Origin of the sequence: Occallatibacter sp. (genome assembly GCF_035317045.1) — a bacterium.
GTDB lineage: Bacteria > Acidobacteriota > Terriglobia > Terriglobales > Acidobacteriaceae > Telmatobacter.
In genome coordinates this window covers 37,713-61,640 of record NZ_DATHHT010000004.1, presented here as the reverse complement: position 1 = coordinate 61,640, position 23,928 = coordinate 37,713, and the positions used below count along the sequence as shown (strand labels likewise).

20 protein-coding genes are annotated in these 23,928 nt (G+C 59.2%); 13 read left to right on the top strand and 7 right to left on the bottom strand.

Annotation, left to right across the window (positions count from 1 at the left end):
• Positions 1 to 83: 83 nt before the first annotated feature.
• Positions 84 to 1,727 carry an alpha-L-fucosidase gene (locus VK574_RS01860; protein WP_472798102.1) on the top strand — a complete coding sequence of 548 codons (1,644 nt, stop codon included), beginning with the start codon at positions 84 to 86 and terminating at the stop codon, positions 1,725 to 1,727.
• A 52-nt stretch (positions 1,728 to 1,779) separates the two neighbouring features.
• Here the strand turns inward: VK574_RS01860 and VK574_RS01855 are convergent, their stop codons facing one another.
• Positions 1,780 to 2,079: a hypothetical protein gene (locus VK574_RS01855; RefSeq protein ID WP_472798101.1), complete on the bottom strand. Its 300-nt coding sequence runs from the start codon at positions 2,077 to 2,079 to the stop codon at positions 1,780 to 1,782.
• A 147-nt stretch (positions 2,080 to 2,226) separates the two neighbouring features.
• Between VK574_RS01855 and VK574_RS01850 the strand changes: the two genes are divergently transcribed.
• Both VK574_RS01850 and VK574_RS01845 read left to right on the top strand, forming a co-directional pair.
• Positions 2,227 to 3,741 (top strand): glycoside hydrolase family 32 protein, encoded by a 1,515-nt coding sequence (locus VK574_RS01850; protein WP_472798100.1) that lies wholly within the window; start codon positions 2,227 to 2,229, stop codon positions 3,739 to 3,741.
• Between the two features lie 74 nt (positions 3,742 to 3,815).
• Entirely contained in the window at positions 3,816 to 5,705 is a 1,890-nt protein-coding gene (locus VK574_RS01845; RefSeq protein WP_472798099.1) for an amidase, read from the top strand.
• A gap of 93 nt (positions 5,706 to 5,798) precedes the next feature.
• Here VK574_RS01845 and VK574_RS01840 read toward each other — a convergent pair whose 3' ends face one another.
• Positions 5,799 to 6,623, bottom strand: a complete 825-nt coding sequence (locus VK574_RS01840) for an FKBP-type peptidyl-prolyl cis-trans isomerase (protein ID WP_472798098.1) — start codon at positions 6,621 to 6,623, stop codon at positions 5,799 to 5,801.
• A 120-nt stretch (positions 6,624 to 6,743) separates the two neighbouring features.
• Here VK574_RS01840 and VK574_RS01835 point away from each other — a divergent pair, with 120 nt between their 5' ends.
• Positions 6,744 to 7,544 (top strand): sulfite exporter TauE/SafE family protein, encoded by an 801-nt coding sequence (locus tag VK574_RS01835; protein WP_472798097.1) that lies wholly within the window; start codon positions 6,744 to 6,746, stop codon positions 7,542 to 7,544.
• A gap of 155 nt (positions 7,545 to 7,699) precedes the next feature.
• On the opposite strand, the gene VK574_RS01830 is transcribed toward VK574_RS01835, so the two are convergent.
• Positions 7,700 to 8,230, bottom strand: a complete 531-nt coding sequence (locus VK574_RS01830) for a hypothetical protein (RefSeq protein ID WP_472798096.1) — start codon at positions 8,228 to 8,230, stop codon at positions 7,700 to 7,702.
• A 59-nt stretch (positions 8,231 to 8,289) separates the two neighbouring features.
• Positions 8,290 to 9,429 (bottom strand): M20 family metallopeptidase, encoded by a 1,140-nt coding sequence (locus tag VK574_RS01825; protein ID WP_472798095.1) that lies wholly within the window; start codon positions 9,427 to 9,429, stop codon positions 8,290 to 8,292.
• Between the two features lie 234 nt (positions 9,430 to 9,663).
• Here VK574_RS01825 and VK574_RS01820 point away from each other — a divergent pair, with 234 nt between their 5' ends.
• The 3 genes from VK574_RS01820 (at position 9,664) to VK574_RS01810 (ending at position 12,960) form a co-directional block, all read left to right on the top strand.
• Entirely contained in the window at positions 9,664 to 10,854 is a 1,191-nt protein-coding gene (locus tag VK574_RS01820) for a retropepsin-like aspartic protease (RefSeq protein WP_472798094.1), read from the top strand.
• The gene (locus VK574_RS01815; protein ID WP_472798093.1) at positions 10,854 to 11,228 is read left to right on the top strand and encodes a YciI-like protein; all 375 of its coding nucleotides are present in this window, start codon (positions 10,854 to 10,856) and stop codon (positions 11,226 to 11,228) included. The genes VK574_RS01820 and VK574_RS01815 overlap by 1 nt, the downstream gene beginning before the upstream one ends.
• Positions 11,229 to 11,409: 181 nt before the next feature.
• The gene (locus VK574_RS01810; RefSeq protein ID WP_472798092.1) at positions 11,410 to 12,960 is read left to right on the top strand and encodes a two-component system sensor histidine kinase NtrB; all 1,551 of its coding nucleotides are present in this window, start codon (positions 11,410 to 11,412) and stop codon (positions 12,958 to 12,960) included.
• Positions 12,961 to 12,978: 18 nt separating this feature from the next.
• Here the strand turns inward: VK574_RS01810 and VK574_RS01805 are convergent, their stop codons facing one another.
• Positions 12,979 to 14,502 carry a B12-binding domain-containing radical SAM protein gene (locus VK574_RS01805; protein ID WP_472798091.1) on the bottom strand — a complete coding sequence of 508 codons (1,524 nt, stop codon included), beginning with the start codon at positions 14,500 to 14,502 and terminating at the stop codon, positions 12,979 to 12,981.
• A gap of 284 nt (positions 14,503 to 14,786) precedes the next feature.
• Complete coding sequence (locus VK574_RS01800) at positions 14,787 to 15,473, bottom strand: YwaF family protein (RefSeq protein WP_472798090.1); 687 nt, start codon at positions 15,471 to 15,473, stop codon at positions 14,787 to 14,789.
• Between the two features lie 213 nt (positions 15,474 to 15,686).
• Here VK574_RS01800 and asd point away from each other — a divergent pair, with 213 nt between their 5' ends.
• The 5 genes from asd to VK574_RS01775 all read left to right on the top strand — a co-directional run bounded on the left by asd (position 15,687) and on the right by VK574_RS01775 (position 21,152).
• On the top strand, positions 15,687 to 16,775 hold the full coding sequence (gene asd, locus VK574_RS01795) for an aspartate-semialdehyde dehydrogenase (protein ID WP_472798089.1): 1,089 nt from the start codon (positions 15,687 to 15,689) through the stop codon (positions 16,773 to 16,775).
• Between the two features lie 227 nt (positions 16,776 to 17,002).
• Complete coding sequence (gene lysC / locus VK574_RS01790; protein WP_472798088.1) at positions 17,003 to 18,421, top strand: lysine-sensitive aspartokinase 3; 1,419 nt, start codon at positions 17,003 to 17,005, stop codon at positions 18,419 to 18,421.
• 223 nt (positions 18,422 to 18,644) lie between these two features.
• Positions 18,645 to 19,430: a hypothetical protein gene (locus VK574_RS01785; RefSeq protein WP_472798087.1), complete on the top strand. Its 786-nt coding sequence runs from the start codon at positions 18,645 to 18,647 to the stop codon at positions 19,428 to 19,430.
• 205 nt (positions 19,431 to 19,635) lie between these two features.
• A complete protein-coding gene (locus VK574_RS01780; RefSeq protein ID WP_472798086.1) occupies positions 19,636 to 20,313 on the top strand; it encodes a 4-hydroxy-tetrahydrodipicolinate reductase in 678 nt (225 codons plus the stop codon).
• 47 nt (positions 20,314 to 20,360) lie between these two features.
• The gene (locus VK574_RS01775; protein ID WP_472798085.1) at positions 20,361 to 21,152 is read left to right on the top strand and encodes a TIGR03435 family protein; all 792 of its coding nucleotides are present in this window, start codon (positions 20,361 to 20,363) and stop codon (positions 21,150 to 21,152) included.
• 21 nt (positions 21,153 to 21,173) lie between these two features.
• Here VK574_RS01775 and VK574_RS01770 read toward each other — a convergent pair whose 3' ends face one another.
• Entirely contained in the window at positions 21,174 to 22,913 is a 1,740-nt protein-coding gene (locus VK574_RS01770; protein WP_472798084.1) for an energy transducer TonB, read from the bottom strand.
• Between the two features lie 495 nt (positions 22,914 to 23,408).
• Between VK574_RS01770 and VK574_RS01765 the strand changes: the two genes are divergently transcribed.
• Positions 23,409 to 23,882: a GNAT family N-acetyltransferase gene (locus VK574_RS01765; RefSeq protein WP_472798083.1), complete on the top strand. Its 474-nt coding sequence runs from the start codon at positions 23,409 to 23,411 to the stop codon at positions 23,880 to 23,882.
• Positions 23,883 to 23,928 lie beyond the last annotated feature (46 nt).

The window sequence follows — 23,928 nt, the reverse complement described above, 5'->3', positions numbered from 1 at the left end:
GTCAAGGAGAAATTCAAGCCTCTCCTTGCTCATGAATTGAAAGCGTTTGCAGCGTGATTCCCAATCAATTACGATTCCCGCGTATGAAAATCCGCCATTTTCTTCTGCCTGCATTTCTTTCTGTTGCCTTCCCTCTTCTCTTTGCCCAGGCTCCCACGCAGAGCCCGGATCCTCTTGCCCCCACGCAGGACGTAAAATCCGCCGAGCAAATCGATCGCGAATGGCAGCAGTCGGTCAGCAAATACGACGCGGAGCGTAATCGCCTTCTCGCCGAAGCCGACCGCCAGGCGCACGACGGTCCCTATCGTCCCGATTGGGCCACGCTCATCAAGTATCAACAGCCGCAGTGGTACAAGGACGCGAAATTCGGCATCTTCATTCACTGGGGTGTCTATTCCGTTCCCGCTGCCGAGAATGAGTGGTACCCGCGCAACATGTACGACGAAAAGAACGGCGCCTACAAAAACTTCAAAGATCACTTCGCGAATGGCGACGACGCGAAGGGTTACAAGGATCTGATTCCCTTCTTCCGCGCCGAACACTTCAACGCCACCGAATGGGCGAAGCTCTTCAAAGCTTCAGGCGCGCAGTATGTCGTTCCCGTAGCCGAGCATCACGACGGCTTCTCGATGTACGACTCACACCTCTCCGATTGGACGGTCGTGAAAATGGGACCGAAGCGCGATACACTCGCCGAAATCGCCACAGCCGTGCGCGCAGAGGGTCTGCATTTCGGACTCAGTTCGCACCGCGCCGAGCACAACTTCTTCTACTCCTTCGGCCGCACCACGCGCTCCGACGTCAACGATCCTAAATACGCATCACTCTACGGCCCTGCGCATCAGTGGTTCGCCGCACCCGGCGACGCTCACGGCCTCTACAACGACTGGACATGGGTCAGCGATGCCTGGACACGCGACTGGCTGGCCCGCGATACCGAGCTCGTCGAAAAGTACAAGCCCGAGATTGTCTACTTCGACTGGTGGATCGAGCATCCAACCTTCCGCCGCGCCGTCACTGAATTCACAGCCCTCTACTACAACTTCGCCGCAGCTCACGGCTACACCGGCGTTGTCGATTTCAAGGATTACTCCCTCAACTGGAAGTCCGGCACGCGCGACTTCGAACGTGGCCAGCAGGATCACATCATCGCCGATCACTGGCAGACAGACACCTCCATCAGCAACGGCTCGTGGGGATACGTCGAACACGACACTTTCAAGTCGCCCGAATTCCTCGTGCATCAACTCGTCGACATCGTCAGCAAGAACGGCAACCTGCTGCTCAACTTCGGCCCCCGCTCCGACGGCACCGTCCCCGATGAAATCCGCAACACGCTGCTTGAGATGGGCGCATGGCTCAAAGTCAATGGTGAAGCCATCTACGCCACCACCCCGTGGAAGACCTTCGGAGAAGGACCAACACAGGTGAAAGGCGGAGCCTTCCACGATACCGATGTGAAGTCGTACACGCCCGCCGACTTCCGCTTTACCGCAAAAGGCAAAACCGTCTACGCCATCGGAATGGCCTGTCCTACCGACGGAAAGGTGACCATCCACACGCTTGGTAGCGCGCACGAGGGCGGTTCCATAGCCATCGGCAACGTTGAGTTGCTCGGCTCATCTGAGAAGGTCAACTTTAATCAGACTTCAGACGCGCTCGAAGCCACGCTCCCTTCAGGAGCGCAATGCAAATACGCCTACACGTTGAAGCTGACGGCAAAATGAATCACGCGGCGAGCCCGGGCTCAGGCAGGCTCGCCGCCCGCGCGGTCAATGTCTACCGGTAACCATTGCCGCGAAATGCACGTTCGTACCCTTCGTGAAAGCCGTGACGGTATTCATCCACCGCGCCTCTCGGTACTGGTGGATTGCGAAAGTCGCCGTGCCGATCTGCATCAGGCCTCCAGCCTTTCGACATGTCGTGTCGGCCTGCTTCCAATCCATCGTGAAACCCGCGGTCTCCAAATCGTTCCTGCGCGGGAGCGTACGGCGCCGAGTAGTATGCCCTCTCGTGATCGGCGCAGCCGGCCAGTACAAGCGGAACAGTCAGTAGAGCAAGTGCAAGTGCTTTACGCATAATGGACCCTCGAATACAAATCAGCACCCGACACCACGGTGAAGTGCTTCTCCCGTTAAAACACCTCATCGGCGGAACTGTTGCGCTGCAATTGAGAAACTTTCGGCACCGTGCGCGGCGTTATAGTTGCAGGGGAGACTCTGCCGGATGAAGCACCATCGCCGTCAGTTCTTGAAGTCATTTGGATTAGGTACGGCAAGCAGTCTGCTGCTAAGCCGCGTGCAAAGCGCCGCGTTCTCAGTACCGGTTGCAGACATTGCGCACGATCCTCTCCGGCCTGAGTACCACCTGCTGCCTCCGCACAACTGGATGAACGACCCCAACGGCCCTATCTGGTGGAAGGGACAATACCACCTTTTCTATCAGCTCAATCCGCATGCTGCCGTCTGGGGCGACATGCACTGGGGCCACGCCATCAGCACTGACATGGTGCACTGGCATCACCAGCCCATCGCGCTTGCACCCACCCCCAGCGGCCCTGACAGCGAAGGTTGCTTCAGTGGATCGGCGGTCGTGTTCGACGGCAAGCCCACCTTCATCTACACCGGCGTGCAGAATGCACCGCCATCCGAGACCACGATTCACGATGGCAACGACAAGCTCCGGGAAACGCAGATGCTCGCCACCGCTGAAGACGACCAGCTGCTCCATTGGAAGAAGCTGGAGACGCCCATTATCGCAACACCGCCGCAAGGCCTCTACGTCACCGGCTTCCGCGATCCCTGCCCGTGGCAGGAAGGCGACGACTGGTATCTGGGCATAGGTTCCGGCGAACGCGGCATTGGCGGTTGCGTCCTGCTCTATCGCTCCCACGATCTGCGCCACTGGGAGTACATGCACAAACTCGTCCAGGGAAAACCAAACGGCAAAATCGCCGTCAACCCCTGCGACAGCGGTGAAATGTGGGAGTGCCCCGACTTCTTTTCCATCAATGGCCACCACTGCCTGCTCTACTCCACCGAGAACCAGGTCTATTGGACAACCGGTGAATATGACGCGCTCCGCCACCGCTACCTCTCCATGCGCACCGGAGTACTCGATCAAGGCTCTGCCTTTTACGCTCCGAAGAGTTTCCTCGCACCAGACAATCGCCGCATCCTCTGGGGATGGATTCGCGAGACGCGCCCCGAAGCGCAGTTCGCCGCCGCCGGATGGTCCGGTGCTATGTCGCTCCCGCGTGTTCTCACCGTGAACAGCGATGGCGAACTCGAGATGAACCCGGCTGTCGAAGTCGAAACTCTGCGCGGCGCTGAAGAGTCGTCAACACTGCAACCCGGCTCTCCCCTGAAGGAGACCCTCGCAACCTTACGCAGAGAACTGCATTTCCCTCTCGGCGATGCGAAATCGAAGATCGCAATCCGTCTTGTCACGCAGGGCGCCGTGGCCTGGGAGTTGCTGGTCGATGCTTCCGCCCATCTCATCACCTGCGGCACCGCGAAGTTTGCGCTTCCCTCCCAACTCAAATCCGACGACGCGCTGCGCATGTTCATGGATGCATCGGTGATCGAGACATTCATCGCTGGCCGTGAATGCGTCATCAGCCGCGTATATAATGCGGCCCCCAGCAAAACTGAACTCCAAATCGAACTCATAATGGGAACAAGTCTCAAATTCACGCAATGGCCACTCGCGGCCATCTCCACTGATCGAATGACTACCTGACAATCGCCTCCCATCCCGGAGTCGCTCGGTTATAGTTGGCGAAGCACCATTCCCCATCTGACAAGGACACTTCAATGCCCCTGGACCGCCGAGGTTTTCTCGCTGCCTGCAGCCGCGCCGGCATCACTTCTGCTCTTTTCCCCGGAGTTCTCTACACGCTCGCCTCCCAGGCCCAGGAATCGCCGGACACAGACCAGTCAAAGCCTCCGAAGATTACTCCAGACATGGTGGACCAGGCCGCAATCATGGCTGGCATTGGTCCCTTTACCGACGAACAGAAGAAGATGATGATCGATGGCCTCGTCGATCAGAACGGCTCTTTTAAAGCCATCCGCAAATTGAAACTGCCCAACTCCGTTGCGCCTGCCTACGTTTTTCATCCGCAGCCTCCGCCTCCACAACCACTCGTGCCATGCGAGAACGAGACGTTGAGTGGAACGGCTCTACCTGTATTTGGTCTTGTCGATGGACCGGAAGCGCCTCCGATCGAACAACTGGCCTTTGCTACCATTCGCGAACTCGCTACGTTCATTTCAGGGCGAAAAATCACCTCGCTCGCTCTTACGCAGATGTACATCGCCCGCCTCAAGCGATACGACCCCAAGTTGCACTTCGTCATCACGCTCACCGAAGAGCGCGCGCTCGCGCAGGCAAAACAGGCCGACGCCGAAATCGCCGCTGGCAAATATCGCGGCCCGCTTCACGGCATCCCCTGGGGTGCGAAAGACCTGCTCGCCGTCAAAGGCTACCCCACAACCTGGGGAGCCGGCGGTTTTGAGCATCAGACCTTCGACGAAGACGCAACCGTGGTCAAGCGGCTCGATGCAGCCGGAGCCGTGCTCGTCGCAAAACTTACCCTCGGTGCGCTAGCCATGGGCGACAAGTGGTTCGGCGGCCAGACGCGCAATCCCTGGAATCCCACACAAGGCTCCAGCGGCTCCTCAGCCGGGGCCGCGAGTTCTGTGGCTGCCGGATGCGTCGCTTTTGCCATCGGTTCGGAAACACTGGGCTCAATCAGTTCCCCGTGCACACGCTGCGGAGCCACCGGCCTGCGCCCCAGCTTCGGTTTTGTCCCCCGCACCGGCTCCATGGCACTCAGCTGGACGATGGACAAACTTGGCCCCATCGCTCGCTCCGCCGAAGATTGTGCGCTCGTGCTTAGCGTCATCCACGGACCTGACGGAGAGGACCGTTCCGCCTATCCCGCGCGTTTCAATTGGGTATCGAGACCAGATCTGAAATCCTTCCGCGTCGGCTATCTCCAGAGCGATTTCGACCAGCCGCCTCCCTTCAAGCTTCCTCCACCGCCATCTGGGGAAACCGAGGAACAGAAAGCTGAACGCGAGAAGCGGGACGCCGCGCGCACAGCCGGCCGAGCTCGCCGCGATTACGATCGACGCTACGATCTTGCCACGTTCGACAAGCTTCGCAGCATGGGCATCAACCTCATTCCGGTGGAACTTCCCAAATTGCCGTATGGCGCGATGGTTGGTCTTCTCGGGGCTGAGGCCGCCGCTGCATTCGACGACTTCACTCGAAGCGGCCGGGATCGCCTGCTGACGGAGCAGGGCCCAAATGATTGGCCCAATGAATTCCGCACCGCTCGTTTCTATCCGGCCGTTGAATACATCCAGGCGAATCGCGCCCGAACCCTGGCAGTGCAGCAGGTTTCTGCTCTCTTCGAAAAGGTTGACATCATTGTCGGCTCCTCCGGCGGACAGCAGTTGCTCGCTACGAACCTCACCGGTCATCCCGCTCTCATCGTTCCCAACGGCATGCGCGGCAATGATGCACCCAGACCACCAAAGTCAGATGACGGCGCTAATGAAAACATCGGAGGCCCCGGCACGCCAGTCTCCATCACTTTTCTTGCCGGCTTGTACGAAGACGCCAAACTAGCCGCCTTCGTCGACGCGTATCAGCAAGCTACTGGATTTCATAAGCTTCACCCCAAGCTCGACTGACACGATGCCGTCTCGATGAGCTATCCACGGCGCACCGGTCTGCGCACCGAGATGCGCTCGGTAGTCGAGAAAGTCCCGTTTGAGATCTGATCCTCATTTGGATTGCGGCTTGTCCGCCGGGGGCGGCGTTACCGTTGTACTTGCCGGCGGCGGAGTTCCTGCCGGAGGTGTGGTTCCAGCCGGAGGCACGGCACCAGGTTCAGCCGGCTTCGCGGTCGGTTGTGGTGCCGCCGGTGTGCCTGTGGTTCCCGGCGCGGGTGGGTGCGGCATCATCCGCATCGGCTGGCCGTTCGGCCCGTTGCCCATCCCTGGCCGAGCCTGCGGCGGGGGCAGCTCGCTCACGTCCACGAGTTCAATATCAAAGATGAGGTCTGCCTTCGGCGGAATGCCGGGATTCGCAGCATTCGGTCCCGGGCGGCCGTGTGCGCCATACGCAAGCTCCCACGGGATAAATAAGCGGCGCTTGCCCCCGATCCTCATCCCCTCAAAGCCCTGGTCGAAGCCGGGGATCAGGCGACCGAAGCCCTGCGGAAAGCTCATCGGCTCCGCTTCCGTCGTCTTCGGCTTGCCGTCGGCAGCCAACTCCGGCTTGCCGTCTTTGCCCATCACGGGAGACTTGTGATCGTACGACGAATCGAATTTGTGCCCATCGGCGGCCAGCCAGCCCGTGTAATGCACTTTGTAAATCTTGTTCGGCTCGGCTTCCGCGCCCTTGCCGATCCGGATGTCCTGGTACCGAAGGCTGAAGGCTGTCTTCACAATTCCGCGCGCCGGCGGTACGCCGGGAGGCAATTTGATACCGCTAGCCGATGTCGCCGGCTTAGCCGCAGCTTTTGGCGCGACGGGTTTTTGAGCAGTCTGTGCAAAAGCAGCAACGGCCGCTGCCGCTAAAAAAAGACTCAAAATGAATTGTTTCATTGCGAAAGTAGGCTCCGATTTGTTCTCATCGGGAGTGTAACAGGCGCTCTTCCCCCTTCCGAGCGACCTGGAATCCCGAAATCTTATGGGGACTTTATTCCCCAATCGCTACAGTGACACATGGTCGAAATCTTCCTTCAGCTTCTTCATCTTTCCTGGCTGCCCGCCGGTTCGTTCCTCGCGGGCGTTCTCAATTCCATTGCCGGCGGCGGATCGTTCCTTTCCCTTCCTGCCTTGTTCGATAGCGCAGCCGCCCTCGGCATCGGAGCCGTCACAATACAAGCCACAAACACGGTCGCGTTGTGGCCGGGCCAATTGACCGGACTGATCGCCTTTCGCAAGGAACTGCACGAGTTCGGTTGGGAGTTGCTTCCCCTCGGTGTTGCCTCAGGCATCGGCGGGTGGTTCGGCGGCTTTCTGTTGCTGCGGACCGGCAACCACATGTTTCGCCAGATGCTGCCATGGCTCCTGCTCTTTGCGGCCGTCATGTTTGTGCTTAGCTTTCCCCTCGGGCGCTGGCTGCAAACCCGCTCCGGCGGCAAGCGTCATGAAACGCTGCTCCTCGTGGGAATGGTCATCGTCAGCGTTTATGTCGGCTACTTCGGCGCAGGCGGCGGTTTTCTCGTGATGGCGCTCTTTGGCATCTGCGGCGTTCACGACATTCACGAGATGAATGCGCTGAAAGTGCTCACCGCATCCGTTTCCATCGGAATCCCAGCCGTTTCGTTCATGATTGCGGGCCGGGTCCACTGGAGTTTCTGCCTCGAGATGGCGTTCCTGGCAGCGCTGGGCGGCTACATCGGCGCGCACTACAGCCGCTTGATCAATCAGGCCATCATGCGCAGAACGATCGCCGCCATCGGCTTTATGACCGCCGCGTACTTCTTTGTCCAGAACTACGCCGTCCACCCGGTGCGTTGACAGTCCGAAGCGCATGTTCAGGTTGAAATTCTTCCAACGATTGGCTCTGCCATTCTGAGGGAACGGGGCTCCAAACGCGGTTCAGTCTGGGGTTGGTGAGCGAAGAATCTGCTTTTTGCTTTCCTGGCTTTGTTAGTGACTTCAGACTCATCACACTAGTTGGAAACCCGCGTCTCCGACCCCTTGGCCATCGCCGTCCAATGGACGTTATCCGGTGAGAACTCTTGCGCGTAGTCAATGTGATCGGTGCCGGTGAAGACGTTCACCACGTGGAAATACATGGTGGTGTCGCCCTGCGTCACCTGCCAGGGAAACGTCCAGATATTTCCCTGGATCTGAAGGCGGCCAGAGCTCGCAGCTTCTCCCCCCTGCGGAACCTGGTACGTCGTGTACATCTTCTCCTTCTCGATGTACGTGAAGATCAGCAGAACCTTCGAATCCCCGTCGACATACTGGTTGCACGCCACGTACGCCCCGCTTTTCCAGCAATCGTTGCGCAAGGTCTTGTCCTCTTTGCCGACCTGGCTGTAGGCAGTCGAAAAATGCTCGCCGTGCACCTTCCATGTGCCTGCATACGCCATGACGGCATCGACGCCCGAGGGCGACGGTAGGGGAGTTTGTGCTGAGGCCATACCGCTCGCGGTCAATAAGACTCCGATCGCAATCCAGGAAGAGAATCGATGCATGAAAATGAACCTCCGGTTCCAATGTCATGGTAATCCGCGCCAGAACCCGGCATAAGTAATCAACTTGATTGCGCCAGCATTCCGGCCAGCAACGCAGTGCGCGGCCCAAGGTGCTCCAGTTCGACGGACTCGTGGCTGGCATGCGCGCCTTCGCCCACTGCACCCATCCCGTCGAGCGTCGGAATGCCGAGAGCCGAAGTAAAATTACCATCCGATGCGCCGCCGGTCGACGCTTCATCAAGAACAAAGCCAACTTCCCCTACAAGCGTGCGGGCCTGCGCATATAGCCTCGCCGTACCCCGTGTGCGCTCCATGGGAGGCCGGTTGATTCCTCCTGTAACGGTGAGTTCACAGCGCTCGTCTGCCGCTTTGAGCGATCGAAACCTGCGCTCGATCCGCGGGCCGTCTGAAATCTTCGCAATACGCACGTCCACCTCGGCAAAGGCTTCGGCGGGAATCACATTGGTCTTGCTTCCACCGCCGGCGACGCCCACGCTTACCGTCAGCCCGCGCTTCAACTCAGTCCACCCGCTTACGGTATCGATGACATGCGATAACTCTCGCAGCGCGCTGGCACCTTTTTCAAAATCGACGCCGGCATGCGCAGCAACGCCACGAATATCGATGCGCCAGTTCCCCGTTCCTTTGCGCGCCGTCTTGTAAGCCAGTCCCTGGGCGGGCTCCAATACAAACACCGCGCCGCAATCGCCCGCAATTTTCTCAGTAATCGGCCGCGACACAGGGCTGCCGATCTCTTCGTCGCTGTTCAGCAGCAGAATGACCTCGCGATTCAGCAGCGCTGCCTCGGCCAGCATCTCAATCGCAGTCAGTGCCATGGCCACACCAACCTTCATGTCCAAAGTGCCCGGCCCCCACAAACGCCCATCGGCAATTCTGCAGGGCATGTTGCGCAATGTGCCGATCGTCCACACCGTGTCCAGGTGCCCCAGCAGCAGGACCGGTTTCTTCTCATCACCCTTGCCGCGTGGGCCGAACCGCATTTCCAGCACATCGCCATAATTGCGCTGCCGGTGCAGCTTGATGCGTCCGCCCAGTCCGCGCCCGGCTTCGCATGCGATTGCCCCGCAGGCATCCACTGCCGCCTTCACATCCGACGGCGACTCAACCTGGACAAGCCTGCGTGCAAGATCGAGAAGGTCAGGCTGTTTGCGGCGCGCACCGGCCAGCAGTGCACGCATGGGAACTTCGATATCCGGGGATTGTGCCGTTCGCAGATTCACTGGTAACCAGTCTAGAGGCGCAGGGCCATCGAAATCGACAAAGGGGAAAATTTGCTCCCCGATGGCATTGCCGAATGGCACCTCTCCGCGGGCGCATTGCCCGTATCCGGTCGGGCATTAAAGGCTTCCACGAATTGTCGAAATTCCTCTAGGATTGCTTCAGAGGCGTTTTTGATTACAAGGAAATTCAACTTGCTCTTAACAATGGCGGCTGCCGCGGCGATCCTGCTCGATTTTCTTCCCGCAGTCCCGCAGACTGCCTCCTCCCCAAATGCGGCATCTGCGAAACATAAAGCGGCCGCTGCGCGCGCCGTAACGGTACCGGCCAAAAACGGCGTCGAGCTCAAAGCCACCATCAACGGCCAAGGCCCGTTTGACGCAATCTTCGACACCGGCTCCGATAACGGAATGACCGCCAGCCTGGCCCGACGTCTCGGCCTAAAGCTCGAGGGCTCCGCCACGATGGATGCGGCCGGGGGAACAGTACATGGAAAGTTCGCAAAGGTCGCAGCCGTAACGATCGGCGGACTCACCATGTCCGATCAAGTCTTCGCCGTGATTGATACTCCTGCGACCCAAAACCACGACGGCATCTTCATCGGTCATCTGTTGCTCCAGAATCTGCCCATCCGCGTCGATTTCGAAAAGCAGGAAATCACCTTCTATTCCAAACAGGGATTTGAATACTCCGGTAACGGAACAGCAGTCACGCTCGACACGAAGGATGGCAATGGAAACCTCCTGGCAAAGGCCACTGTCGATGGCATCGACGGACTCTTCGGCATCGACACCGGAGATATGTACTCTCTCTCGCTCTTCGCACCATTCGTGAAGCAGCACAAACTTGTCGAACACTATGGCGCGAAGATCCATGGCTATGCCGGTCAGGGCTTCGGAGGACCCGATCACGGATTCTACACGCGCGTGGACACTCTTCAACTCGGCGAGGTTGAAGTTGTCCGCCCTATCACCGTCCTCTCCACAGACACGCAAGGCGCGGAGTCATCCACCACCGTCGCCGGAAACATCGGTCTCCAAATCCTGCGACAGTTCAACATCGTCTTCGACGGCCCCCACGGCAAGATGTACCTCGAGAAGAATGCGAGCTACGGCAAACCCGATATCTTCAACCGCGCCGGGCTCCTGCTCGACCCCGATCCTGAAAACCTGAAAATCAGGACTGTCCTTCCCCACAGCCCCGGAGCCAGAGCCGGTTTGAAAGCGGAAGACGTCATCACGCAGATCGACGGCAAGCCGCCGACAGACGAAACCATCCAGAGTGCATTCACACAGCCCATCGGGACTATTCTTCATCTAACCATTCGTCATCGCTCAGCAACTCACACCCTATCGCTGGTGCTGAAAGAGATTCCCCTCAGGTAGTGCTTGAAACCGCAACCACGAGTGGATCGATCAGCAATCTTCGCACCAAGGAAAGGAACCAGGCCGCTCCCATGCATTATTTGCTCTTCTACGAAGTAGCCGACGACTACCTGACCCGCCGCGCAGAGTTCCGCAACGTCCACCTGAAGATGGGCTGGGAGGCGGTCGAACGCGGCGAACTCGTCCTCGGCGGCGCGCTGGCAAATCCCGTCGACGGCGCAGTTCTGGTGTTCAAGGGAGACTCGCCTGAAGTCGCCAAGAAATTCGCCTCGGCCGACCCCTACGTCACCAGCGGCATCGTCAAGCGCTGGTACGTCCGCGAATGGACCACAGTCGTCGGCGATATTGCCGCCAATCCCAAGCGACCGGCCTGAGTCCTCTCGGAACTGCGGTGGGCTAGGAACGCCGACTGGATGCACTGCGCAGATTCAAGTAAACTCCATCGAACAGCAGGACGCGGGTTCAGTTATGTTGCAAAGTGCGGCTTCAAGCAAGAATGTGCCTCCACAGTCGGACGACAACAGGGGTCTGAAAGAGATCTACGGATCCGGGGAGATGGCCGATTTAACCCGGGCCTTCCCCTGGGGTAGCACGTCCGTCGGACCCATCGAATCCTGGCCCGAAACATTGCTCATCATCGTGAACACCATGCTGGCATCGCGGCACCCCATGTTTCTGTGGTGGGGTGATGACCTCGTTCAGTTTTACAACGACGCATATCGGCCGAGCATCCGGGAAGACAAGCACCCTCGCGCACTCGGTCAGCCCGGCCGGGAATGCTGGCAGGAAATCTGGCACATCATCGGCCCCCAGATCGACGCCGTCATGACGCGCGGTGAGGCCAGTTGGCATGAGAATCAGCTTGTGCCCATCAATCGCAACGGCAAGCTCGAGGACGTGTACTGGACCTACGGGTATAGCCCGGTCCGCGACTCAACGGGAAAAATCAAAGCAACTCTGGTTGTCTGCACTGAAACAACCGAGACCGTTCTTGCCAAGCGTCAACTGGAACGCGAAACGCAGCGCCTCGCAGACCTTTTCCAGCAGGCCCCTGCCTTCTTCGCCGCACTCGGCGGACCAGAGCACCGCTACGAATTGGTGAATCCCCCTTACCTCGAACTCATCGGCCGGCACGACGTGTTGGGTAAAGCTGTCAAAGAGGCGGTCCCGGAAGCCGGGGAACAGGGATTTATCGAATTGCTTGATCGCGTGTTTCAGACCGGCGAGCCATTCGTCGGGCACAATATGCCGATTCAATTGCTGAGCAGCACGTCGCAGGCTCTCGAATTGCGTTACCTGGATTTTGTCTATCAGCCTCGACGTAATGCCGAGGGCAGCGTTACTGGCGTCATTGTGCTCGGCATCGACGTAACCGAAAACCGCCGTGCTGAACAGCTCCTGCTTCAATCGGAGAAGCTCAATGCCGTCGGTCGCCTCGCCAGTTCCATCGCCCACGAAATCAACAATCCTCTGGCAGCGGTCACCAATCTTATCTACCTCGCGCAACAAGCAGCATTGAATCCCGAGGCCAAAAGCCATCTGGCCAGCGCTGAGATCGAACTTCGCCGCGTTTCCGCCATCGCCAATCAGACGTTGCGCTTTCACCGCCAGTCAACCAATCCGCGCACGGTCACTGGAGCCGAATTGATTGATGCCACCATTCCGCTTTACCAGGGAAGGTTGCTGAATGCCCGGGTCAAGGTCGAGCGGCGTGATCGCGCCACTCAACACGTCACCTGCTTCGAGGGCGAAATGCTGCAGGTCCTCAGCAACCTGATTGGCAATGCTATCGACGCCATGATCCCGAAAGGCGGCCGGCTCCTCATTCGAACCAGGAACGGATGCGATTGGAGGACAGGACGCAAAGGCATTGTCCTGACTGTTGCCGATACCGGTCACGGCATGTCTCCGTACACGCTTTCCAGGATCTTCGTGCCCTTCTTCACGACAAAGGAGAACAAGGGCAATGGTATCGGGCTTTGGATCAGCCGCGGAATCGTCGACAGGCACCGCGGCCATCTCACCGTCAGATCACGACAGTCAATAGCAGGTTCCGGAACAGTATTTGCCCTCTTCCTGCCCATCGATGCCGTGCAAACCAGCTGATCGCGCCTGGCGCCTCCGCTATTTTTCTTCCGTCAGCACAACGAACGGCGTGCTGACGCGCGGGAAATCAAGTCCCGCAAGAGCACCCGCGCCAGCCGCAGCCGTTTGCCATGCCGGCGATTTCAGTTCCGGCATCGGCTTGGCTTCGAATAGCTTCTTGCACTGCCTCGCCGTCCATCGCGCCCAGCTCTTTGATTTCTTGCGACGGGCGCTGTCAGTCGAGATTCCCGTGCCCGCATACATCTGTCGATAAAGCTTCGACAGGAAGATGAACGCAATCCTCGCCCGCAGGTTCGGCGTGCAGGCCGACCGCTGCCAGATCGCGCTCCAGTTGTAGAACCTGTCCCACACCCGCTGCGTACGTTCGCGAATCTCATCCGAACTCATTGACGGATGCGGCGTAAACATCTTGGGGCGAACCTCGGTGGGGATCAACCAGTAACGAGTGAGAGGGACATCGCCCACCAGCGTCGGATGCGTGGATTGTTCCTTCTCCCAGCGGCCAAAATCCACCGTGCCCGGAAATGGCGTCATCATCACAAATTGCGCAAACGTCACGCCTGCTTTTAACGCCATCTCGACCGTTGCGTCAAAGGTCGCCGGCTTGTCAGTCGGCAATCCAAAGATGAACGAGCCAAGCACATGGACCCCATGCTTCTTGAACGTCTGCAACTGCGTCGCCAGCGCTTCGCCGGAGTAATTCCAATCCTTGAAAACTGCCTTGAGCCCCTCCGGCGTCACCGCTTCCACGCCGACCAGGGCACCCTTGATATTGGCCTTGCGCATGGCATCGAGGTAATCGCCGTCTTCGCCCGCTTCCATCGTGATCTGGGTGAAGAAGACCATATCTTTGGGCAGCTTTGCCAGCTCTGCCATCAGTTGGAATCGTTCATTGCGAATCGTGGTCAGCTCTTCCAGCTTGGCGAAGTTCTTCTGCTCCCGCGCCTGCCTCAGATCTGTAAGCGTGACAGGATAGAAGTTGTCATCGGCCAGCGCAATGAACCGAAACCCAAGTCTCCGCAGGCTCACAATCTCGTCAATCACTTTTTGAAACGACCGCTGCCGCGGCTTCTGTCCGTCCGTCCGCCAGACGCTGCAGAACGAGCAATGCTTCGGGCATCCCCGAATCGTCTGCACCGACGCCCACATATATTTGTCGGGACGCATCAGGTCCCATCGCGCCGCGAGAAACTCCGTGCCCTCAATCCGGCCGCCTTCGTAAATCCTCTCCGGCGCGCCGGCCACGCAACCTGCCACAGCCTTGCCCCAGGCTATATCGCCATCGCCCTTCACCACCGCATGCCCTTCGCCGCGCTCCAGCGCTTCCTCAGGAAACAATGTGGCGTGAATGCCGCCGTACACCACCCATGCGCCGCGCGCCCGCGCCATGCGGCCTACCTGGTACCCGCGCAAGGCGTTGCCGGTATGCACACTAATGCCGACAATATCCCCGGCTTCAATGCTTTCCGGCACAATCTGCTCAAGTGATTCATCGACCAGGGTGGGGGTTCCTGCAGATTCAGGGGTTGCTGCTGCCAGCACAAACAGCCATCGCGGAGTGATGACAGCCGTGCCAAAGGAATTGTCACTGGGATTGACCAGGAGGACTTTCGTAGGGCCCTACCTTTCCAGGTGCAGCTTGAACAAGAAAGCCAAGCTGCGAAGTCCGGAGCGATCCGAAGTCCGCACACCCTGGGCAGGTGACAAAGGTTGTGGCCTGCTGTGTCGTCTATCATACACATCTGACGTGACACTGATATTTCCCCTCCGGAACAGCCACTCTGCGGCAAGCACAGATTCTCGCATACCTTTGAAACCGAATATACTTACGTAGATTCAGCGACCCGCCTGCGAAACGGCAGATACAGCAGACCGAAGATCACCAGGGCAACCAACTCGGCGCTCAAGATGTACCACGGCCACGGCCCAAGAGCATCAAGCAGTGAAGCGTTGGACGGCTTGGCTAGCAGGTACATGTAATTGGTTTTGAAGATGGCATCGAACGCGCCAACCGCCACGGCGAATACGTTCAGCCCCAGCATTGCCCTTCCGATCGACCTTGGCCGCGGCCGCGCCAGCCCCGACCAAACCTGGTAGAGCACCCCAGCCACAGTCAATCCGTGAGCAACAAAGAATTGAACCGTCCCAAACGACGGAAACGGCTCCCACAAGTTCGGGGTGAGCAAAGCCATCGTTGCGCCGCCCAACGACAGGTAGTACGCAAGATCGAAAACCGTGTCGTTGAGCGTGAGCAGCGAAATGCATACCAGCACCAGAGAAAGGTCGCAAAGTTCCAGTGGAAAATGGCCAGGAAACGATACCAGACCATGCGCCACCTGGTACCAGTAGAAGACCACCGTATCGATCAAGAGAAGCACGGCCAGCAGCAGCCGGAGCCTTCGCGAATCGCCCAAAAACCTGCGCTGCACGATCGCCAGCAACGCCGCCAGCGCGGGCACGGTGACCAGGATGACGAGGTGCTCCGGCCCGAAGAGCTCGATGTACGGTCGCATACGTTCCTTCGAACCAACTCAGTAGATCGCGACCAGAATGCGGCGTCGATCCCAATGCGGAATCCTCGGCTCCAGCCTCGAGCAGGATTTGCCGAATTCTAGACCCCCAGCCCATCCCCATCAAACTGCAATCAATCGCTCCTCGTTCCTTACTCCCTACTCCCTATTCCCTAGTCCCTGCCTCTCTCAGGTACACTGGAGTGTTCACTCGTCATGCAAAAGAAATATCCAATCGGCATCCTGGGCGCGACCGGAATGGTTGGCCAGCGCTTCATTCAACTCCTCGAAGGCCATCCCTGGTTCGAGATCTCGTGGCTCGCCGCCAGCGACCGGTCCAGCGGGAAGATCTACGCCGAAGCCGCCAAGTGGCGCCTCGACACGCCGCTCCCCGACCGCATCGCCCGCATGACCGTCTCGCCCGCGGAGCCTGAAGGCGCCCCGAAAATCATCTTTGCCGCCCTCGACGCCGCCATCGCCCGCGAAATGGAGCCAAGGTTCGCCAACACCGGCTGCGCGGTGGTTTCAAACTCCAGCGCCTACCGCATGGCGCCCAATGTTCCCCTCGTCATCCCGGAGATCAACGCCGACCACCTCCACCTGATCGAGGAGCAAACCTCGCGCCGCGAATCCGGCGGCTACATGGTTACCAATCCCAACTGCTCCACCATTGGACTGGTGATGGCCCTGAAGCCGCTCGAAGAGCGCTTCGGTATCGAGCAGATCTTCGTCACCACCATGCAGGCCATTTCCGGTGCGGGCTATCCCGGCGTGCCGTCGATGGACATTCTCGGTAACGTCATCCCCTACATCGGCAGCGAAGAAGAAAAAATGGAAGCCGAAACGCTAAAGCTGCTCGGCCATCTCGACGGCAACCACGTCACTCCGCTTTCCGCAAAGATAAGCGCGCACTGCAACCGCGTCGCCGTCGAAGACGGCCACACCGAGAGCGTCTCCATCAAGCTCGGAAACAAGCTTGGCCGCCCCGTCACCCACGAAGACATGCTCGCTGCCTGGTCTGACTTCAAGCCCCTCAAGCTGCAGCATCTTCCTATGGCTCCCGAGCAGCCGATCGAGTTTGCCCCGCAACCCGACCGTCCGCAGCCCCGCCTTGACCGCAACCGCGGGCGCGGAATGGCCGTCACCGTTGGCCGCCTGCGCCCCTGCTCCCTGCTCGACTGGAAGTTCACCGTGCTCTCGCATAACACCATTCGCGGAGCCGCCGGCGCCGCCATCCTCAACGCCGAGTTGCTCGTCAGTCTCGGTAAATTGGAACCCGTGGCCGAAACCACCACCCGCGCATAGAAGAGAGCTGAAGCAAAGAGATCCTCACCCGCTTGTATCAGGGCACGACTTCAGTGGCACCGAATGAGAACGGCATTTGCTTGTATCAGGCACCCCTTAAGAAGTTCAGAACAGAACGATATTTGTACAGAACGGCATTGCTTTGTATCAGGGCATGACTTCAGTCATGCCGAAGAACCCAGGGAAGAATGAGGGGCTTTAGCCCCTGAGGTCGGAACAAAGAACGCATGAGCCTCGTTGTCATGAAATTCGGCGGCACCTCGGTGGAAGACCCGACCGCCATCAACCGCACCGCCGCCATTGTCGCCGGCCGTGTCTCCGCCGGTAAACAAACCGTCGTCGTGGTCAGCGCCATGGCCAAGGTCACTGACCAGCTTCTGCGCGCCGCCGCCGCCGCGGCCAAAGGCGACCGCACAGGTGCCCTCGCCATCAGCTCGCGCCTGCGTGCCCGCCATCGCGACACTGCCTGCGCCCTGATCAAGACCCCCGCCGACGCCGCCGCCCTCTGCAATCTCATCGAGCAGAAATTCGACTCGCTCGACGAAATCTTGCGCGGCCTCGCCGCCATTCTCGAGCTCACGCCGCGCATCTCCGACCTCGTTGTAAGCTACGGCGAACGCCTCTCCAGCCGCATCATCGCCGCCGCGTTTATTGAGCGCGGCATAACTGCCGCCCACGTTGACGCACGCGAAGTCATCGTCACCGACTCGCAATTCGGCAAAGCCGTGCCGCTCGATGTCCTCATCGAGAAACGCGCCGCCGAGCATCTCCGCCCGCTGCTCGACCGGGGCAGCGTCCCGGTGATGGGCGGCTTCATCGCCTCCAATGAAGAGGGCATCACCACCACCCTCGGCCGTGGCGGATCCGATTTCACAGCCGCCCTTCTCGGCGGAGCGCTCGCCGCCGATTCCATCGAAATCTGGACCGACGTCGATGGCATTATGACCTCCGATCCCCGCGTCTGCCCCGACGCCCTGCGCGTCAAGGTCATCAGCTTTGAAGAAGCCGCCGAACTCGCCTACTTCGGCGCCAAGGTCCTGCACCCGGCCACCATCTTGCCTGCCGTCCGCAAGAACATCCCGGTGCTGGTCCTCAACAGCAAGAATCCGTCGAACGAAGGCACGCGCATCATCTCCATCGCGCCCCATTGCAGCAGCCCCTTCAAATCCATCGCAGTCAAAAAGAAGCTGTCCATCATCGACGTCGTCGCCAGCCGCATGCTGATGACGCACGGATATCTCAAAGCCATCTTCGACATCTTCGACAAGCACCAGTGCCCCGTCGACATGGTCTCTACCAGCGAAGTCTCCGTCTCGCTCACCGTCGACTCCAACGACAAGCTCCCCCTCATCGCTGCCGATCTCAGCCAGCTCGCCGATGTGAAATACGAAGGCAAGAAAGCTCTCGTCTGCCTCGTCGGTGAAGACATTCGCGGACAGAGCGGCATGGCTGCCCAGGTCTTCAGCGCCATCAAGCACGTCAACGTGCGCATGATCTCCCAGGGCGCCAGCGAAATCAACATGAGCTTTATGATCGAAGAAGACGACGCCGACGAAGCCGTCCGCTCTCTCCACGCCGCATTCTTCAAAGAGCCCGACCCCACCATCTTCGACACAGAATCCCGCAAAGCCGCCGTCACCTCCTAGGTTCCAGCGCCTGCAGTTCTTCTCGTTTTGGCAGCGTCATTCTGAGCGAACGGAGCCCCAAACGCTCTTCAGTTTGGGGGTGGTGAGCGAAGAACCTGCTTTTGCTTTTCATGCCCTGTTGAGGACTTGATACTCAGCGCAATCTCCATTGCAAATTCGCCCGCCCCCGCCGTACACTCACATCCATTAAAAATCTTCCCGTCGTGAGTCTGGTATCCGGATTGTGAAAGTCAAATCCTCGCTGCTGCTCCTACTTTGCGTCGCTGCCGTCGCAGGCTGCCACTTCACTCCATCCCCATGGGACGGCCAGTGGACGCTCCACGAGCCCAAAAGCCACTTCACCGCGCCCACCCTCTCCATCGCCCTCTCTCCAGATGGTGTGTACCACGTCGACGATGGGGCCATCGATTACTTGTTCCGCTGTGACGGCAATCCATATCCCACCACCAACGGCACCGGCGGCTTCATCTCTTGCACCGAAAACGATCCGAAGATACTCGTCCTCAAAAGGAACACCAACGGCCCCGACTCAACAAACAGCCGCTGGGAACTCTCCGACGATGGCAAGACGCTCACCTCCATCGACAGATTGATCCAGATCGGCGGGTCCACGAAAGATAAACAGCTCGTCTATGCCCGCGAGTCAGGCACAAGCGGTTTCTCCGGCCGCTGGAAAGCGACCCGCCCCTTCGACTTCCGCTCGAAAACGGTCGTGCTCATCCTCAACTACAACGCCTTTCATTTCGAAGATCAGGAATGGGGCCAATTCTCCGACTCCCGCCTGGATGAACCGCCAACTCCCATTCGCGGCGCCAACCAGCCCTTCGGATTCTCGCGATCCGTAAAGACCCTCGGTCCTCGCCAGCTGCAGACCGAAGACACTTGCGCGGGCCGAGTCATTCGACGCACCACGTGGAAGGTCAGTGACGACGGCAAGACTCTCTACGAGGAATCCTGGGTACCGAAAAACTCCGCCCAAAAAGATCTGCTCGTGTATGAGAGATACTGACAGAGGCCGCAGTCGGAAGCCTCAACAAACAGCTCCCAGATTCCCTACAATCCGAGGGAGCGTGGGGCGTCAGCCCCGGCCGTTCTTTGAGGCGCTGCAACGGATTCTTCGCGCAAGCTGTTCAGCGCTACCGCCCCCTTTTCCCAACAACCCGCCCGTTCCAACGCTGTAAGCTGGAAGTCGAATTCACTTCTATGGAGCGCCAATGCTCGTATTGGTTCTAGGCAAAGGGAAAACCGGCTCTCTCGTCGCCGAAGTCGCCCGCGAGCGCGGCCACGGCGTACGCGCACTCGACATCTACGAAAATCAGCACGCCTCGGCCCTTACAGCGCCCAACCTTGCCGGCGTCGATGTCGTCATCGACTTCACCACGCCTGAGGCCGCCGTCGAAAACATCCGCGCCGTCCTCGCGCTAGGCTGCCGTATCGTCGTCGGCACCACTGGCTGGTACGCGCACCTGCCTGAGCTGAAAGCCATCGCCGAGCGCCGCAGTGGCGGCCTGCTCTACGGAACTAATTTCTCCATTGGCGTACAGAAACTCTTCCGCCTCGCCGCCGAGCTCGCCCATATCGAAGGCTACAAGTTCTCCATCAGCGAGACGCACCATGCCTCAAAACTTGATGCTCCCTCCGGCACCGCCATCACGCTCAAGCAGATCATCCAATCCCAGCAAACCGGGATTGACGTACCCATCGAATCGCATCGTGTCGGCGACGCCAACGGCGAACACATCGTGACCGCAAAAAGCGATCACGACATCATCGAGCTGCGCCACGACGCCCACTCCCGCCGCGGCTTCGCCATCGGAGCCGTCCGCGCCGCCGAATGGCTTTGCAGCAAATCCGGAATCTGGGAGTTCCGCGAAATCTTCGATCAGTTGTAGCGAAAGTGCGCTCTCGAATTTCCGGTCCGGCATTTTAAGGGGCCATCGTGCAAAAAATCATTCCGCTCGTCCTGCTTTGCTTCGCCGTCACAGGTTCTCCTGCACCTTCACAAACTCCAACACCTCAGCCTGTCACCGCCCCCGCACCCCTCGCCTGGGATGCCGTCTCCATCAAGCCTCATCACGCGCTTGATAACACTGCCATGATGCGCATGCTTCCGAACGGCTTCGAAATGCAGAACATGGCCATCTACTCGCTCCTGATGAATGCTTTCCCTGTAAGGTCAGGGGACCAGATTGTCGGCTGGCCAGCATGGGTCAGCTCCGATCGCTTTGACCTATTGGCAAAGATGGATACTGAAACCACCGATGCCCTTCACGCCCTCGGCAAGAACGACGGTGGCGAACATCAGCGGCTGATGATGCGCGAGATTCTCGAAGACCGCTTCGCACTCAAATACCACATCGAGAAGCGCGTGCTTCCGGTTTACGAACTCGTCATTGCAAAACATGGATCTAAGCTCAAGGTTTCCGCTCCCGACGAGCAAGGGACTTCCATGATGAGTCCCGGTAAGCTCTCCGCCCACCGCAGCCCGGCCGGCAGCCTTACGGCCATGCTTTCCGGCGTGGTCGGACGCAACATCATCGACAAGACGGGCCTCACCGGCGACTATGATATCGATCTGACGTGGGCATGGAACGACGAACCGGGATCCGGCGACACCGGCCCATCCATCTTCACCGCGCTCGAGGAACAGCTCGGACTCAAGCTCGAACCTGCAAAGGCGCCCCTTGACGTGGTCATCATCGACCACCTCGAGCGCCCTTCAGAAAACTGAGTTCATTTGCAGGACTGAAGCCTACTTGCTCGAACCGAAGACGATCGTGATGTCCGTCTCCACGGATACCGGCTGATTGTCGAGAGTGTAAGGCTTGTACTTCCACGTCTTCACCGCATCGACCGCGGCAGGCGCCAGGATCTTCGGACCGCTGAGCACTTGCACTCCCTCAATTGTGCCCTGCTTGGTGATCGTCGCCTTCAAAACTACCTTGCCTGTAATGTGCGCATCCTGGGCAAACTTGGGATAAATGGGCGCAGTCTTGCGCAGGATCATGCCATCGGCAACACCCGCCGAAATCGCCACCACGTTGGGTGTGACCTTGGCCTTGCTCGCGCTTTTAAACAGGGCACCCGGAACTCCGCTGTTATCGTCCATCGACACTGCAGCGGGAGCAGCCGGCGGCGCCTCATCGGCCTGCGCTGTCTTCTTGATCGAACCTGCGATCCGTGTAGGCGCTACAAGCTGCTGTGCCATCGCATCCGGCGACACAGGCGCAGCAGCCGTTGATTCGCCTGCGTCCGCGGGAGTCTCACCCGACTTGGCGACGGGCGCTCCGGCGATCGGCTTGGCGGAATTTTTCACAGGCTGATTCACGATAAGGTTTGCCTGGTTTTGGTCTGGAGCAGCCGTCGTCTCCTTGACAGGCTTTGCCGCCGCTGGGTTTGGAGCCGAGGGCCGCGTGAAGACGACCAGCAGCACAAGCGCAAGCACCATGGGACCCGCGGCGATCAGGATCCATTTGATCCACTTGGTGCCCTGCTTCTCCGCGGCTTCGTCGGGTTCAGACTCTGTATGAAGTTGGGAAGAGCGAAAGAGTTCCACCGAAACCGGCGGCCGCTCGATCGCAGGCGCCGCATCCAGGCTTGATACCGAACGGGCCGGAGCTTCAGTTTTCCTGCGCTCCGGAACAAGAGCGGGCCGCGGACGAGGTTCCGCGCGCTTGATGGGTGTTGGTGCCGGCGGTGCCGGTCGCAAATTGGCAGCATCCCATGCGGCGAATTCTGACGGAGCCTTTTCAGTGATGGCCTCCTCAGCCCCGGAGGCTTCCGAACGGGATCCAATCGTGATTTCTTCGATGACCTGCGCAATGACAGGATCTTTGTGGGCAATCACGGGAACTTTGTGCTCTTCCTGCGCTCGTGCAAGCCACGTGTCGGCGCCCGGATCGAGCCGGTTTTGCGGGGAAATCGCCTTCACGTTGATACGCGCGGCAGGAGCGGTTGGAACCGGCGCGGGCTTCGGCTCAACAGGCCGCGCAGCGGCCGGCGGTGCAGCGGCAACAGCCGGCTTGGCGACGGGCGCAGCGGCCGGTGGCGCAGGACGGCTCTGTTCTGGACGGCTCTCCTCTGGACGGCTTTCTTCCGGCGCATTCTCGGTCGGCAGTGGAAGAAAATCGCGAGCGCCGGCCCGCATGCAGCTCATCAACAGTTCCTGGTCCGTGCGCGCGGAATACGCCATGACCGGTTGCCCGATTTCGGCCAGCTTCTCGATAATCTGCAACGCGTAGCTTTCGTCGGTGTCTACATCGACGAGCACAACGTCAAAGTTCTGCTCGACCATGTGGGGCAGGTCGTTCAGGTTGCCGGGATAGTCAATGAACTCATGGACCTTGCGTCCCTGGGATGTAGCAAGAGCCCGCGCTACGATTTTGCGATGCGCGTCGTTCGGGCCGATCAGGGCAACAGCCATGTCCTTTGAGGCGCTCTGTTCGGCTTGGGGGCCCTGCGCATTGTTCGTTATCTCAGCTCTGGCGCTCATGATCCTCGATCCTTCTTAACGGTCAATGTCGATGGCCAATGCCGCTGCTATTGCCGTCCGGCTGCAGCCCTGGAGTCGACATGGTGCAACACCGCACGCGACAAAAATGGGCATGAAAACCCATCGGAACGATCGGTATTGCAAACGGATCTGGGAAAAGAGGTGACAACCGCCTGCGAATCGAATCCAGCCTCGCAGATCAAGATCCTTTGAATTCAGCTAAATGTGCCGTAACGTTCCGGGCTTTCCCGGCAAACGGCACAGGCTGGATTCCGGTCCTGTAACGGTCATGGTATACGGGCTCTTACCTCCAATGGAACTACTAGGTACTAGCAGATACATGCCTTTCGTCACGTGTAGCCCTTTGGCAACCACTCTGCTGCCCGAGCCGAATCTTGCAGTTGACCAAGGCCAGTCACGCCCTGATTCACAACCGAGGACGAACGTCCGAAGCCGGAAGTTCCCCTCCGCATCACTACAATGGACGGATACACGATGCTTCTCCGCCTCGCCACCATGGACGACATCCCTGCCATCCTCGCCCTTGAGCGCACGCCCATGGCCCGCGAATTTGTAGGTCAGTGGAGCGAGGATCGCCATCGTGCCACCCTCGTGGGCGGCGACGCCCGCTATTTCGTCAGCGAGACGGAGTGGAGCGAAGTGCAGGCCTATGCCATCCTTCGTGGAATTAGCGAAAACTCCCGCGCCATCGAACTCAAACGCATCGTGGTCGCCGTACCGGAGCGCGGACTTGGCCGCCGTATGCTCAAGGAACTGATGCGCATCGCTTTTCGTGAAGTGGGTGCCCACAGGCTGTTTCTCGACGTCTATGAGGACAATTCCCGCGCGCGGCACCTCTATGAGAGTCTCGGGTTCCAATACGAAGGCCTGATGCGCCACGCCGCACGGCGCGAAGACCTCTGGTGCAATCTGTGCCTGATGTCGATCCTGGAGTCCGAATACCGATAATCGCGGGCTACAATCTCTAATCCCTCCTTATCCCTGATGCCTGTTT